Source organism: Pseudoduganella sp. UC29_71, assembly GCF_042693265.1.
Classification (GTDB): domain Bacteria; phylum Pseudomonadota; class Gammaproteobacteria; order Burkholderiales; family Burkholderiaceae_D; genus Rugamonas.
This window is the reverse complement of record NZ_CP170549.1, coordinates 4629357-4642487: the sequence shown is the minus strand read 5'-3', so window position 1 is coordinate 4642487 and position 13131 is coordinate 4629357. Positions and strand designations below refer to the sequence as shown.

General features: G+C 66.6%; 12 protein-coding genes. 6 read left to right on the top strand and 6 right to left on the bottom strand.

Annotated elements, in window-relative coordinates; all coding sequences use genetic code 11:
* Positions 1 to 57 precede the first annotated feature (57 nt).
* The 3 genes from ACFJI2_RS20660 (at position 58) to ACFJI2_RS20650 (ending at position 3115) form a co-directional block, all read left to right on the top strand.
* Positions 58 to 756: a hypothetical protein gene (locus ACFJI2_RS20660; RefSeq protein WP_377701667.1), complete on the top strand. Its 699-nt coding sequence runs from the start codon at positions 58 to 60 to the stop codon at positions 754 to 756.
* Positions 757 to 865: 109 nt separating this feature from the next.
* Positions 866 to 1660 carry a BON domain-containing protein gene (locus ACFJI2_RS20655; protein ID WP_377701666.1) on the top strand — a complete coding sequence of 265 codons (795 nt, stop codon included), beginning with the start codon at positions 866 to 868 and terminating at the stop codon, positions 1658 to 1660.
* Between the two features lie 138 nt (positions 1661 to 1798).
* On the top strand, positions 1799 to 3115 hold the full coding sequence (locus ACFJI2_RS20650; RefSeq protein WP_377701665.1) for an MFS transporter: 1317 nt from the start codon (positions 1799 to 1801) through the stop codon (positions 3113 to 3115).
* A gap of 3 nt (positions 3116 to 3118) precedes the next feature.
* Here the strand turns inward: ACFJI2_RS20650 and ACFJI2_RS20645 are convergent, their stop codons facing one another.
* On the bottom strand, positions 3119 to 3559 hold the full coding sequence (locus ACFJI2_RS20645; RefSeq protein WP_377701663.1) for a hypothetical protein: 441 nt from the start codon (positions 3557 to 3559) through the stop codon (positions 3119 to 3121).
* Positions 3560 to 3714: 155 nt separating this feature from the next.
* On the opposite strand from ACFJI2_RS20645, the gene ACFJI2_RS20640 reads away from it, so the two are divergent.
* The gene (locus tag ACFJI2_RS20640) at positions 3715 to 4749 is read left to right on the top strand and encodes a lysozyme inhibitor LprI family protein (RefSeq protein ID WP_377701662.1); all 1035 of its coding nucleotides are present in this window, start codon (positions 3715 to 3717) and stop codon (positions 4747 to 4749) included.
* Between the two features lie 121 nt (positions 4750 to 4870).
* On the opposite strand, the gene ACFJI2_RS20635 is transcribed toward ACFJI2_RS20640, so the two are convergent.
* Positions 4871 to 7033: a prolyl oligopeptidase family serine peptidase gene (locus ACFJI2_RS20635; RefSeq protein WP_377701661.1), complete on the bottom strand. Its 2163-nt coding sequence runs from the start codon at positions 7031 to 7033 to the stop codon at positions 4871 to 4873.
* A 59-nt stretch (positions 7034 to 7092) separates the two neighbouring features.
* Entirely contained in the window at positions 7093 to 8748 is a 1656-nt protein-coding gene (locus tag ACFJI2_RS20630) for a GMC family oxidoreductase (protein ID WP_377701659.1), read from the bottom strand.
* A 131-nt stretch (positions 8749 to 8879) separates the two neighbouring features.
* On the opposite strand from ACFJI2_RS20630, the gene ACFJI2_RS20625 reads away from it, so the two are divergent.
* The gene (locus ACFJI2_RS20625; RefSeq protein ID WP_377701658.1) at positions 8880 to 9815 is read left to right on the top strand and encodes a polysaccharide deacetylase family protein; all 936 of its coding nucleotides are present in this window, start codon (positions 8880 to 8882) and stop codon (positions 9813 to 9815) included.
* A gap of 21 nt (positions 9816 to 9836) precedes the next feature.
* Here ACFJI2_RS20625 and rodA read toward each other — a convergent pair whose 3' ends face one another.
* Together rodA and ACFJI2_RS20615 are read right to left on the bottom strand one after the other, a co-directional pair.
* Positions 9837 to 10919: a rod shape-determining protein RodA gene (rodA, locus tag ACFJI2_RS20620; protein WP_377701657.1), complete on the bottom strand. Its 1083-nt coding sequence runs from the start codon at positions 10917 to 10919 to the stop codon at positions 9837 to 9839.
* Positions 10919 to 11056: a hypothetical protein gene (locus tag ACFJI2_RS20615; RefSeq protein ID WP_377701656.1), complete on the bottom strand. Its 138-nt coding sequence runs from the start codon at positions 11054 to 11056 to the stop codon at positions 10919 to 10921. The genes rodA and ACFJI2_RS20615 overlap by 1 nt, the downstream gene beginning before the upstream one ends.
* Positions 11057 to 11269: 213 nt before the next feature.
* Between ACFJI2_RS20615 and ACFJI2_RS20610 the strand changes: the two genes are divergently transcribed.
* On the top strand, positions 11270 to 12076 hold the full coding sequence (locus ACFJI2_RS20610) for a PEP-CTERM sorting domain-containing protein (RefSeq protein WP_377701655.1): 807 nt from the start codon (positions 11270 to 11272) through the stop codon (positions 12074 to 12076).
* 22 nt (positions 12077 to 12098) lie between these two features.
* On the opposite strand, the gene ACFJI2_RS20605 is transcribed toward ACFJI2_RS20610, so the two are convergent.
* Positions 12099 to 13088 (bottom strand): GlxA family transcriptional regulator, encoded by a 990-nt coding sequence (locus ACFJI2_RS20605; protein WP_377701654.1) that lies wholly within the window; start codon positions 13086 to 13088, stop codon positions 12099 to 12101.
* Between the last annotated feature and the right edge of the window lie 43 nt (positions 13089 to 13131).

The following is a 13131-nucleotide window of genomic DNA, read 5'->3' as shown; positions in this document are numbered from 1 at the left end:
AACAGCTGTTACGCATTGACTTGCGGCATGTATTATTGCCTTTCAGAGGGGTAAATCATGCCTAAAGTCATCCTGTCCATGTTGTCCGCCGCGCTGCTGTCCTTGCCGGCCTTTGCTTGCGCTGCGCAGCTTACCGAAGTGGAATCGCGCTGGCTGCAGGCCGGCGCCTCCGTGCTGGCTTACGCCAAGCAACAGCAGCTTCCCATTGACATCATCGTCCAGCCGCAAGCCCAGCCCGGCGCCGTGCCGCTGGCGATGGGCTTCGACGGCGGCCGCTGCAAGCTGGTGTTCACCATGCGCGGCAACCCCGCCGCCGAAGACGTGCTGCAAACGGCGCCGGCCTCGCAGCGCGCCCTGATGATAGAGGCCATGACGGCGCATGAAGTGGCGCATTGCTGGCGCTACGCGCAGGGCGCCTGGCACTCGGTGCCGAGCGGCTTCCAGGAGCGCACGCCGGACGCGGCCCTGCCGCCTGAAATCCAGAAGCTGACCCAGGAACTGCGCGAAACCCGCCGCGAGGAAGGCTTTGCCGACCTGGCCGCGCTGGCCTGGGTGCAGCGCAACCATCCCGGCCAGTACGGGCAGGTCTACGGCTGGCTGCAGCGGGTGCGCGCGGCGCAGCCGGACAGTCACGTGTCGCATGATACCGAGGCTTGGCTGGCGCTGGCCGCCAGCGGCGCCGTGTTTGCGGACGGCGGCACGCCGTTCGAGCAAGCCCGTTCGCTGTGGAAGCAGGGCCTGCAAGCGGCCGAATGACGTATATCGGGCTTGCCCGATTTGATGAGTCTTGTGTTGGCTAGCGTACAGAGTGGAGATTGCGACAGGCGTTTAATTGTCAGGTAACCATCACTTAGGGGGACCTATCATGAACAAACTCGTAATCCTGGCACTGGCCGGCGCCATGAGCAGTGGCTATGCCATGGCCGACAACGATCCGGCTGCATACAAGGCCATGAAGGACAAGGCCGATACCGAATACAAAGCCGCCAAGGCGCAATGCAAGAGCCTGAAAGGCAACGCCAAGGACATCTGCCAGGAAGAGGCGAAAGTGGCCAAGGCCAAGGCCGAAGCCGACGCCGTAGCCCAGCATAAATCCGACGCCAAGGACATCCGCAAGGCCCGCGAGGATGTGGCCGATGCCGAATATGGCCTGGCCAAGGAAAAATGCGACGACATGAGCGGCAACGCCAAGAGCGCTTGCAAGCATGACGCCAAGGCCGCCAAGGACTCGGCCATCGCCGACGCCCGCCGCGCCGATCCCACCCCGACCGTAGGCGAACGCACGGCTGCCGCCGTCGGCACCGCGCGCGACAAGACCGCTACCGCCACCGATAATATGCGCGACCGCACCGCTGCCGCCACCGACAACATGCGCGACCGCACTGCCGCCACCACCACCGGCGCAGCCGACAGCACCCGCAACGCCACCGCCGCCGCAGGCGACGCCGTGAGCGACACCGTGATCACCACCAAGGTGAAAGCCGACCTGGCCGCCGATCCCGGCGTGAAAGCCATGGACGTGCATGTGGAAACCGTGAAGGGCGTGGTCATGCTGAGCGGCTTCGTGCCGTCCAAGGCGGAAGCCGACAAGGCCGTCCAGCTGGCGCGCGGCGTGAAAGGCGTGAGCGAAGTGAAAAGTTCCATCCAGGTTAAACCGTAACTCCCTCAGCTTGCCTCCCAGCCCGCCTCGTGCGGGCTTTTTTTTCGCCGGTTGTTGAACTCGGCGTTTGCTTAAATGACGGTCGTAATTTAAAATGCGTGGAATGCAGCATCCTTCAACATTCCCGAGAGGCAACCCATGTTCGCTCAACCCCTTTCAGCCTGGCTGGCACGCCGTGGCTTGCACTATTCCTGGGTCATCGTCGCCCTGACGTTTTTGACAGCGTTATCGTCGTCGGCCGCGCTGGGCCTGCCGGGCGCGCTGCTGCAGCCGCTCAGCAAGGAGTTCGGCTGGGACGTGGACCAGATTTCGTCCGCACTGGCGGTGCGCTTCGCGCTGTTCGGCCTGATGGGGCCGTTTGCCGCCATCCTGATGGAGCGCTTCGGCCTGCGCAACGTGGTGGTCACCGCGCTCAGCCTGGTGGCCGCCGGCCTGGTGCTGGCCACCCGCATGAGCGCGTTCTGGCACCTGGTGGCACTGTGGGGCGTGATGCTGGGCATAGGCTCGGGCATGACGGCGCTGGTGCTGAGCGCGGTGGTGGCCAACCGCTGGTTTGAAACGCGGCGCGGCCTGATCATCGGCTTGCTGACAGCCAGCTCGGCCACAGGCCAGCTGGTGTTCCTGCCGCTGGGCGCCTGGCTGATCGAGCACTACGGCTGGCGCATGGCCTTGCTGCCGGTGTTCTTCGCCTGCGCGCTGGTGGCCGTGGGCGCCTTCTTCCTGATGCGCAACCGGCCGTCCGACGTCGGCCTGCTGCCCTTCGGCATGGACCCGGCCGCTGCTGCCGCCGCCGCTGCTGCTGCGCCCGCCGCGCCGATGAAAATCACCTTCGGCACGCCGTTCGCCGTGCTGCGCAGCGTGTCCGCCAATCGCACGTTCTGGATACTGTTCGGCACCTTCTTCATCTGCGGCCTGAGCACCAACGGCCTGATCCAGACCCACTTCATCTCGCTGTGCGGCGACTCCGGCCTCGGCCCCGTGCCGGCCGCATCCGTGCTGGCCATGATGGGCGCGTTCGACCTGTTCGGCACCATCGCCTCCGGCTGGCTGTCGGACCGCTACGACAACCGCAAGCTGCTGTTCTGGTACTACGGCCTGCGCGGCCTGTCGCTGCTGTGGCTGCCGTATTCGGAATTCACGCTGTACGGCCTGTCGCTGTTCGCCATGTTCTACGGCCTGGACTGGATCGCCACCGTGCCGCCCACCGTCAAGCTGGTGGGCGCCACCTTCGGCAAGGAGCGCGCGGGCATGGTGTTCGGCTGGGTGTTCGCCGGCCATCAGCTGGGCGCGGCGGCGGCGGCGTATGGCGCGGGACGGGTGCGGACCCTGTGGTTCACCTACAACCCGGCGCTGTTCGCGGCGGGCGCGGCCTGCGTGGTGGCCGCGTTGCTGGTGATGGCGATACGGCGGCAGCAGGTGGCCGCCGCGGCGGCGCCGGTGAAAGCTGCGGCGTAGGAATCAGTTCGAGCCGGTCACCTGCAGCGCCGCGTCGGCCGGACGGGGCGCCTGCGCGTGGCGGGCGGGCGGATAGCTGCGGTCCGCCATCAGGTTTTCCCAGAAATCGCGCTCGACGCGGTTGGCGGCCAGCCTGCCGTAGGGCTGGCCGTTGCTTTGCGCGACAGTCGCCTTCACCCAGGCTTCATGCCGTGCCTTGACCACCTGGTAGTCGTGCGCCGACGCCATCATGGCGTCCACGCCTTGCTGCTGTGCGGCGGCCACGCGGAAGCAGGCGCGCCATTCGCGCAGCGCTTTTTCCACCAGGCGCACGCTCTCCAGCGTGGTTGAGCGGGCGGGGAAATTCGGCTGCGCGCATGGCGACTTCTGCTGCGGATCGGTTTCCGCGCTGCGCGCGGCGGCACAGGCAAAAATCAGGAACAAGGCAGCGCACTGCTGTTTCATCGCGTTTCCCGGAGAGTGGACTTGCACTTATTGTAACTTGCTCACAGGGAAGTAGTATATATTTTTGTAACTTTCCCGCCACAACGGGCAGACGTGGTGCTGTGGCCGTTTCGTCACTATACTGTGGGCATAATCATAGTGGTGGAGACGCATTCATGAGCCGGTCCGGTATTGTCGCGCTAGCGGGGCTGCTGCCTTTGCTGGCGCTGGCGCAAGCTGATTATCCGAATACGTCCGCCATGGGCAGCATGGTTGACCGCAACGCGGCCTGGTACCGCCAGTGCCTCGGCGTGCAGAATGTGGAGCCGCCCGCGCGCGAGCTGCCGCCCGCCGGCGCCTTGCACGCGCTGCGCCAATGCGGCGCCGAGGACCGCTACTACGACACGCGCGCCCGCGCCGGGGCCACGCCGGCCCAGTGGGAGCAGGTGCGCCACTGTGCCTATGCCGAGAGCAATGCCACCGTGCTGATGATGCTGTATGCGAACGGCTACGGCGTGTCGCGCAACTACGACCTGGCCGTCAAGTACGCCTGCTCGGTGCCGGCCGCGCCGGCGGAAATGGACGGCCGCGTGGCGCATCTGAACGAGCGCATGCTGCACCACGAAGCCCGGCCTTTCGACCAGTGCGACGACATCACCAGCGGCCTGATGGGCGGCCGCTGCGCGGCCATCCAGGACAGGCTGGACAGCAAGGAGCGCGGTGCCAGGCTGGCCGCGCTGATGAAGGCCTGGCAGCCGGGCCAGCAGGCCGCCGCCGCCCGGCTGCAGCAGGCGCTGGAGCAGTTTGCGTCGCTGCGCGCGGATCGGGAAACCGATATGAGCGGCACCTTGCGCGCTGCGCTGGCCATCGAGGCGCACGGCGTGGAGCTGGACCTGTTCGCGCACGACGTGCAGGACGCGGAGAAGGGCAAGCTGCCGCGCTACAGCGAGCAGCAGTACCAGCAGCTGGACAAGAAGCTGAACCAGGTCTACCAGCGCTTGATGCAGCTGCCGCACAAGGACGGCGAGCCGGGCTTCGGTTACAGCACGGTGACCAAGGAAGGGGTGCAGGTCACGCAGCGCGCCTGGCTGGCGTACCGCGACGCGTGGGTGGCGCTGGGTGCGGCGCGCTACCCGGGGGTGGCGCCGCACGCGTGGAAGGCGCTGCTGACGCAGCGCCGCATTGAACAGCTGGAAGAGTTCGGCTCCTGAGCCGGCGGGTTACGGCTGCGCCTAACCCGCCCTACGAGCCACGGCGCCATACGTCACGGGAGGCACGGGCGGTCAAGATCCGTAGGGCGGGTTAGCGCAACGCGCGTAACCCGCCACAGCGTCACTTCAGGTACTTCGCCAGCCAGCCGTGCACTTCGTTGTAGAAGTAGCGGCTGTTTTCACCCTTGAGCACCCAATGGTTCTCGTCCGGGAACACCACCAGCTTGCTCGGCGTGTTCAGGCGCTGCTGGGCGGCGAAATTCATCAGCGCATTGTTGACCGGCACGCGGTAGTCCAGCTCGCCCACGGTGATCAGGATGGGCGTCTTGAAGCCCGTACCCTTCTCGTGGTTCCCGGCCTGCATGATGGGGCTTTGCTCGCGCCACACCGGCAGGTTGCCCCACACCGGGCCGCCGCTGTTCACTTCGCGGCCGTACACGCTGTCGCTGGTCCCCCACTGCATTACCAGGTCCATCTCGCCCGCGTGCGACACGATGGCCTTGTAGCGCGTGGTGGTGGCCTGCAGCCAGTTGGCCAGGTGGCCGCCGTAGCTGGCGCCGCCGGCGGCCAGCTTGCTGCCGTCGATGTAGCTGTACTTCTTGATGGCCTCGTCCACTGCCTGGTTGATCTCGTCGCCCGGGCCTTTCAGCGGGTCGAACTGGATCGAGCGTGCGAATTCCTCGCCGTAGCCGGTGGAGCCCTTGTAGTCGGTCAGCAGCACGATGTAGCCCGGCTTGGCCAGCAGGTGGTAGTTCCAGCGCAGCACGAACTGGTCGCGCCACATATTCGCCGCGCCGCCATGGATGACGGCGAACAGCGGGTACTTCTTGCTCGGGTCGAAGTTGGCCGGCTTGACGATCATGTTGTGGATCTGGCGGCCGTCCGGCGTCTTGAACCAGAAGTGCTCGGGCGCCTGCCAGTCGATGCTGGCGGCCTTCTCCACGTTGAAGGAAGTCAGGCGCTTGGGCTGCTTGCCGTTGAAGGCAAACACTTCCGGCGGATTGATGGCCGATTCCCACACGCCCACCAGCGCCGTGCCGCCCGCGTTCAGCGAGTTGATGCTGCCGGTGGCGGCCGACGGCTCGGCTTTCACTTCGCCGCCCGCGTAGCTGATCGAATGCAGCTGTTCCAGGCCGGCGTGCTCGAAAGTGAAGTAGATGCGCTTGCCGTCCGACGGCAGCGCGAAGCGCGACACCGAGCGGTCCAGCGCGGCGGTCAGGATCGTCGGCTGCGCGCTGGCGCCGTTGATGGGCCACGCGAAGCTGGCCAGGCGGTCCAGGTCGTAGACCTTGCCTTCGGTTTCTGCTTGCGTCAGGCACAGCAGGGTTTTGCCGTCCGGCGCGAACTTCAGGCTGCTGTAGCTGTGCTTGTCGGCAGTCAGCTGCGTGGCTTCGCCGCCGGTGGCCGGCAGCGAGAAGATCTGCGTATAGGCCGAGGCGCGCGCCAGCTGGTCGCGGTTGGTGGAGGCGGAGAACACCACGGTCTTGCCGTCCGGCGCCCAGATGGCGTCCAGCGACTGGCCTTCATCGCCCTGGCCGCCGCCGAAGCCCGGCATGGCCGCCAGCTTGCTGCCGGACAGGATGTCCCTGGGCGTGGCGCCGATCTGCGCGTCCATCACGAACAGGCGCACCAGCTTGTCGTCCAGCCATTTGTCGAAGAAGCGCGGCGGGAAGGATTCGTAGGCGCGCGCGCTGTACTTGCGGTCCTTGCGTTCCTTGGCGGTCTTCTTGACGGATTCCTCGTCGGTGTTGCCGGGGAAGAGGTCGCTGACGAACAGGATCTGCTTGCCGTCGGGGCTGAACTTGGGCGAACGGGCGCCCAGCGTCAGCGTGGTGAGGCGCTGCGCCTCGCCGCCGCCGGCCACGTCGATGCGGTAGATCTGGCCCGCTTCGTCGCCGTCGCGCTTGGCGATGAAAATCAGCTGCTTGCTGTCCGGCGACCAGTTCAGGGCGCTTTCGCCGCCCTTGGAGAAGGTCAGGCGGCGCGGCGCGCTGTCGTCGGTGAGGGACTTGATCCATAGGTCGGACCATTGCTCCTTGCTGTCGTAGGCCGTGTCGGTGACGGCGAACACGGCCCACTTCCCGTCCGGGCTGGGCACGGGGGCGCCGACGCGCTTCATCAGCCACACGTCTTCGTGGGTGATGGCGTGCTTGGCGGCGATGCCGGCGGTGGACGCCGTCGCGGGCAGGGTGGCGTCGGCGGCGTGGACAGCGTGGACAGCGCCCAAGCCGGCGGTAGCCAGCAGCAGGGCGGTCAGGGGAGGGAGCAATCGGGTAGATGTCATGTGCAGAGTCCGGCTTGGTGGGTCGAAGCCGTAGATCTTGGACACAACCATGCCGCCTGTCAATCGACCAAATGTTTCTCCAATGTATCCGCCGGGGCAGGTGCGGGCGCTGCCCGGGCCGCCAGTATCATGTCGGCCGCCTTCTCGGCGATGGCCACGGTGGGCGCGTTGGTGTTGCCGCCGATGAGCGTGGGCATGATGGACGCGTCCACCACGCGCAAGCCCTGCAGGCCGTGCACGGCCAGCGTGTCGTCCACCACGGCCATGGGATCGGCGCCCATCTTGCATGTGCCTACCGGGTGGTAAATGGTTTCCGCCTTGCGCCGGATGAAGTCGCGGATGGCGTCGTCGCCCTGCACCTGCGGGCCGGGGCTGATCTCGGCGCCCCGATAGGGATCGAAGGCCGGCTGTGCGAGGATGGCGCGCGCCGCCTTTACGCCGCGCACCATGTTGTCCATATCGTCCGGGTGCGACAGGTAATTCGGTTCGATCAGCGCGTGCGCCATCGGGTCCGCGCTGTGCAGGCCGATGCGGCCGCGGCTCCTGGGCCGCAGGTCGCACACGTGCAGCGCGTAGCCGTGGCCCAGCATGGTGGCCCGGGCGTGCGCCAGCGTGCGGCCGTGGCCGTCCAGCGTGGCGGGCGTGAAGTGGAGTTGCAGGTCCGGCACCGCCAGTTCGGGCCGGCTCTTGACGAAGCCGCCGCCTTCGGCCGAGTTGGTGGTGAAGGGGCCGCTGCGGCGGAACAGGTAGTTCAGCGTGTGCACCGTTTGCGCCAGCAGGTTGCGCCATGAGATGCCCAGAGAAATGGGCTGCGTGCACTTCTGCACCAGCAGCACGTCCAGGTGGTCCTGCAGGTTTTCGCCCACGCCGGGCAGCTCGTGCAGCAGCGGGATGCCATGGCGCGCCAACTCGTCCTTTGGGCCTATGCCGGACAGCATCAGCAGCTGCGGCGAATTGATGGCACCGCCGGACAGGATCACTTCGCGGGCGGCCAGCGCCTGCTGCTGCTTGCCATCCTTCAGATAGGCCACGCCGCGCGCACGCTTGCCGTCCATCAGGATCTTGCTGGCGTGCGCGCCGGTGATGACGGTGAGGTTGGGGCGCTGCAGCACCGGGTGCAGATAGGCGCGCGCCACGCTCCAGCGCTCGCCGTTCTTTTGCGTCAGGTGGTAGCGGCCCAGGCCTTCCTGGCTGGCGCCGTTGAAGTCGTCGTTGGCCGCGTAGCCGGCGGCGCGGCCGGCGTCGAGGAATACTTGCGTGAGTGGGTTGGGCGAGCGCTGCGCGCACACGTTCAGCGGGCCGCCGCTGCCGTGGTAGTCGCCCGCGCCGGGCTCGTGGTGCTGCGAGCGCTTGAACACGGGCAGCAGGTCGGCGTAGCTCCAGCCGCGGTTGCCGAGCGCGGCCCAATGGTCGTAATCGCTGGGGTGGCCGCGCGTGTAGATCATGGCGTTGCTCGAGCTGCTGCCGCCCAGCGTTTTCCCGCGCGGCCAGAACAGCTTGCGCCCGTTCAGCTGCGCCTGCGGTTCGGTGTGGTAGCGCCAGTTCAGCGTCTTGCTCATCATCAGGAACAGTATGCCGATGGGCATGCGGATAAAGGGGCTGCTGTCGCGCGGCCCGGCCTCCAGCAGGCACACCTTGACGGCCGGATCGGCCGACAGCCGGTTGGCCAGCACGCAGCCGGCCGATCCCGCGCCGACGATAACGTAGTCATACATATCCGCTCCCTGTTTGCGCCCAGTGTTGCACACCCCCGCCCGGCGCCGCAATTGCCCCAGGAGCCAATCTGCTGGCGCCTGTGTGGCGGCGCGGGTACTATGCCGTTTTATCAACGATTTCGGACGCTTCGATGAAGATACTGAGCACGCTTTTCGGCCTCGTTGCACTGCTGGCCTGCGCCACGGCGGCGCACGCGCAGTCGGTGGCATTTACCTTTGACGACGGGCCGAACCTGGAGGCCACGCCGCGCTTGTCGGCGCAGCAGCGCAATGCGGCAATGCTGGCGGCGCTGGACAAGCATGGCGTGAAGGCGGCGCTGTTCGTCACGGCGGGCAATGGCGCGAATCAGCCGGAAGGACTGGCGCTGGCGCGCGCCTGGGGCGAGGCGGGGCATGCCATCGGCAACCATACGATGACGCATCCGGACCTGCACAGCGCCAAGCTGACGCTGGCGCAATACCAGCAGGAGATCCTCGATTGCGACCGCATCATCAGTACGTTGCCCGGCTACCGCAAGTGGTTCCGCTACACCTTCCTGCGCGAAGGGAATACGCCGGAGAAGCGCGACGGCATGCGCGCCTTCCTCAAGCAGCAGGGCTACCGCAACGCCTACGTGAGCCTGGACACCAGCGACTGGCGCCTGAACGGGGAACTGGCGCGCGTGCTGAATGCCGATCCGCACGCGGACGTGGCGCCGATCCGCGCGGCCTACCTGGCGCACCTGAAGCAGCGCGCGCTGGCTTACCGTGCGCTGTCGCTGCAGCTGCAGGGGCGCGACATCGCGCAGGTCATGCTGATGCACCATAACCTGATCAACGCGCTGTGGCTGGACGACGCCATCGCCATGTTCAAGGACATGGGCTGGACCATCACCACGCCGGCCGCGGCCTTCGACGATCCGGTGTACCGGCTGGAGCCGGACCGCCCGGCCGCCGGCCAGAGCCTGCTGCTGGCGATGGCGCGCTCGCTCGGCCTGGCCAAGTTCGACGGCTGGCTGCGCCTGGTGGATGACGGCGATTTCGAAATCGAAGCGCTGCAGCGGCAGCACGCCGCACAGGCTCGTTAACCGCGTTAAGCCAGCCTGCCGCTAAGCCAGCTTGCGCTGGCGCTGTATGCTCATCATGATGCCGGCGCCTATGCCCAGCGTGGTCAGCGCGGTGCCGCCGTAGCTGATGAAGGGCAACGGCACGCCCACCACCGGCAACACGCCGCTCACCATGCCGATGTTGATGAAGGCGTAGGTGAAGAAGATCATCGTGACGGCGCCGCCCAGCAGGCGCGCGAACTGCGTGGTGGCGCCGGCCGTGATGGCCAGCCCGCGCGCGATCAGCAGCAAGTACAGCGTCAGCAGCACGGCGATGCCGAGCAGGCCGAACTCCTCCGCGTACACGGAAAAGATGAAGTCCGTGGTGCGCTCGGGCACGAAGCCCAGGTGGCCCTGCGTGCCCTGCAGCCAGCCTTTCCCGTCCAGCCCGCCCGAGCCGATGGCAATGCCGGCCTGCTTGATCTGGAAGCCTTTGCCGAGCGGGTCCGCTTCCGGATGGAGCAGGGTCAGCACGCGCTGGCGCTGGTAGTCGTGCAGCAGCGGCCAGGCGATGGGGATGCTGGCCGCGCCCGCCGCCGCGAAGGCGGCCAGCGCTTTCCACGACAAGCCGGCCAGCACGATCACGTACAAGCCCGCCGCCAGCACCAGCAGCGCGGTGCCGAGGTCGGGCTGCTTCATGATCAGCGCGGCCGGAATCAGCAGCAGTACGCCCGCCACCGCGAACGTCTTCCAGCGCTGCAGGCTGGCGTACTGGTGGAAGAACCAGGCCAGCATCAGCGGCATGGCGATCTTCATCATTTCAGACGGCTGCATGTCGAAGCCGATGTGCAGCCAGCGCCGCGAGCCTTTCTTGACCTCGCCCAGCATGAACACGGCCAGCAGCAGCAACACGCCGGCTGCGTAGATGGGCGCCGCGTAGCGCATCAGCGTGGGCGGCGGCACGCTGGCGACGGCCCACATGATGCCCAGCGCGATCAGCACATTGCGCAGGTGCAGCGGGAAACGGCCGGGGAAGTCGGCGCCAGCCGAATACATGGTCAGCACCCCGGCGGCCAGCAGCAATAGGATGCACAGCGTCAGCTGCGGGTCCAGCACGGCGAACAGCGCCTTGATCCGGCGCGCCATCAAAGCATGCCTTGCCCGTCGCGGACTGCCTGCAGCCACACCAGCCTGGCCACCAGGACCAGCAGTCCCGCCAGTGCGATCATGGCCAGGATGGAAAGGCGGCGGCGAAAACGGCGGTCTTCAGGTGAGTGGCCCATGCGTGTTCTCTAGCGAAAAGATGTCAATTTGAGATGTCGGAAAACTTTACAGCAACTTTGACCGTTCTTCTCGCTCTGCCGCCGGTTGTGGGATGAACTGGCCGAAATACGTGTCGAAAAACTTTACATTAGTGAATTAGCTTCCCTGTAGAAACATGGTGGCATGCAATTTGCTTTGATTTGAGGAAATAATTTATTCTCCAAGGAAATTCAATGAAACGCTGTCTGACCAAGTTCGCCGTCTGCCTGCCGCTGCTGTTCGCCGGCGCCGCCAACGCCACCCTGATCGGTCAATGGACCTTTGAGGGCAGCAATGCGCTGGCCGACTCCACCGGCCACTTCGGCAACCTGGAACTGCGCGGCAACGCGAGCATCGCCAATGGGCAGCTGACCGTCGACGGCACCGGCACCACCGCGCTGGGCTGGGCGCGCACCACCGGCTACACCGGCCCGGCCATCACCAGCAAGACGCTGGTGGTCTGGGGCCAGCTGACCGGGCTGAGCAACGCCGCCACCGCAGGCTCGATGATGACCATCGACAAGGTCGGCAGCGACAACTTCGACGGCATCATCTACGGCGAGAACCAGGCCAACACCTGGATGAACGGCAGCAGCAACGGCTGGCGCAACAATGCGTTCAACCCCGGCTACACGGAAAACTCGATCAACAACCTGATCCAGATGGCCATCAGCTACCAGGACTTCGGCAACGGCACGCTGCAGATCACCGGTTACCGCAACGGCGTCAACATCGGCAGCTACCTGGCTGGCAATGCTGCAACCTGGACCCAGAACGACACGGAAATCCTGTTCGGCATCCGCCACGCCAACTCCGCAGCCAGCGGCCCCGGCGGCCTGGACGCCGTGCTGAGCGAAGCGCGCCTGTACAACACGGCGCTGACCCAGGCTGAAATCCAGGCCCTGCGTATGAACAATGTGCCTGAGCCGGGCACGCTGGCCGTGTTCGGCCTGGGCTTGGGCATGCTGGCGCTGGCGCGCAAACGCCGCCTGCGCAAGTAAACAGGCAGCAGTGCCAGACTAATCAGCCGAACCGTTCGCGGTACTCGCTGGGCAGCACGCCCAGCTGTTTTGCGAACGCGCGGCGCAGGTTGTATTCGGTGCCGAAACCGGACAGCCGCGCCACCTGCTTGACGCTGCAGCCGGCCGATTCCAGCAGCCGGCAAGCGGCTTCCATCCGCACTCGCGCCAGCAGCTGCGCCGGCGAGGCGCCGGTCTCCTCGCGCAGCCGGCGGTGCAGGCTGCGCGCCGACAGCGCCATGGCCTCCGCCATCCGTTCCATATCGATGTCCTCCGCCGCGCGTGGCTGCAGCCATTGCGTCAGGCGCTGCGCCAGGCCGCCGCCGGCTTGTGCCAGCAGCTCCGTGCTGAACTGGCGCTGCCCGCCGGGCCGCTTGTGGTACACCACCAGCCGCTTCGCGGCGCCGATGGCGGCGGCATGCCCCAGATCTTCTTCCACCAGGCCCAGGCACAGGTCGATGCCAGCCGTGATGCCGGCCGAGGTGTACACCGCGCCGTCCTTGATATAGATCGCGTCGTCCTGCACCTGCACCGCCGGGTATTCGCGGCGCAGGCTGTCCACGTCCTGCCAGTGTGTGACGGCGCGGCGGCCGGCCAGCAAGCCCGCTTCGGCCAGCAGGAAGGCGCCGGTGCAGACCGAGGCGCAGCGCTGCGTTACACTGGCCGCGCGCCTGAGCCAGTCCAGCAAGCCAGGTTCGGCCAGCGCGGCGCGCACGCCGCGTCCCCCGGCCACGATCAGGGTGGCGCCTTGCAGTGCGGCGGGGGAGGGCAGCGGGGCAGTCATGACGGCCACGCCGGAGCAGGAAGCGACCGGCCCGCCGTGCAGCGACACCAGTTCCATGTCATAGGCAGGCGCGCGGCCGGCGTCGCGGCATTCGTCATTCGCGGTGGAGAAGACCTGGGCCGGGCCGGTGGCGTCCAGCAGCAGGAAATCGGGGAAGACCAGCACCTTGACCGAGATCGGTTTTGGCGGTTTTTCAACGTTGGATGTCATGCGCGCCAAGTCTAGCACGGCTACACTGGCCGGACATTCACCA

What these genes read in the sequence shown, in the direction of transcription:
- ACFJI2_RS20660 (WP_377701667.1), top strand. Translation starts at nt 58, where the DNA reads ATGCCTAAAGTCATCCTGTCCATGTTGTCCGCCGCGCTGCTGTCCTTG.
- ACFJI2_RS20655 (WP_377701666.1), top strand. Translation starts at nt 866, where the DNA reads ATGAACAAACTCGTAATCCTGGCACTGGCCGGCGCCATGAGCAGTGGC.
- ACFJI2_RS20650 (WP_377701665.1), top strand. Translation starts at nt 1,799, where the DNA reads ATGTTCGCTCAACCCCTTTCAGCCTGGCTGGCACGCCGTGGCTTGCAC.
- ACFJI2_RS20645 (WP_377701663.1), bottom strand. Translation starts at nt 3,559, where the DNA reads ATGAAACAGCAGTGCGCTGCCTTGTTCCTGATTTTTGCCTGTGCCGCC.
- ACFJI2_RS20640 (WP_377701662.1), top strand. Translation starts at nt 3,715, where the DNA reads ATGAGCCGGTCCGGTATTGTCGCGCTAGCGGGGCTGCTGCCTTTGCTG.
- ACFJI2_RS20635 (WP_377701661.1), bottom strand. Translation starts at nt 7,033, where the DNA reads ATGACATCTACCCGATTGCTCCCTCCCCTGACCGCCCTGCTGCTGGCT.
- ACFJI2_RS20630 (WP_377701659.1), bottom strand. Translation starts at nt 8,748, where the DNA reads ATGTATGACTACGTTATCGTCGGCGCGGGATCGGCCGGCTGCGTGCTG.
- ACFJI2_RS20625 (WP_377701658.1), top strand. Translation starts at nt 8,880, where the DNA reads ATGAAGATACTGAGCACGCTTTTCGGCCTCGTTGCACTGCTGGCCTGC.
- rodA (WP_377701657.1), bottom strand. Translation starts at nt 10,919, where the DNA reads ATGGCGCGCCGGATCAAGGCGCTGTTCGCCGTGCTGGACCCGCAGCTG.
- ACFJI2_RS20615 (WP_377701656.1), bottom strand. Translation starts at nt 11,056, where the DNA reads ATGGGCCACTCACCTGAAGACCGCCGTTTTCGCCGCCGCCTTTCCATC.
- ACFJI2_RS20610 (WP_377701655.1), top strand. Translation starts at nt 11,270, where the DNA reads ATGAAACGCTGTCTGACCAAGTTCGCCGTCTGCCTGCCGCTGCTGTTC.
- ACFJI2_RS20605 (WP_377701654.1), bottom strand. Translation starts at nt 13,088, where the DNA reads ATGACATCCAACGTTGAAAAACCGCCAAAACCGATCTCGGTCAAGGTG.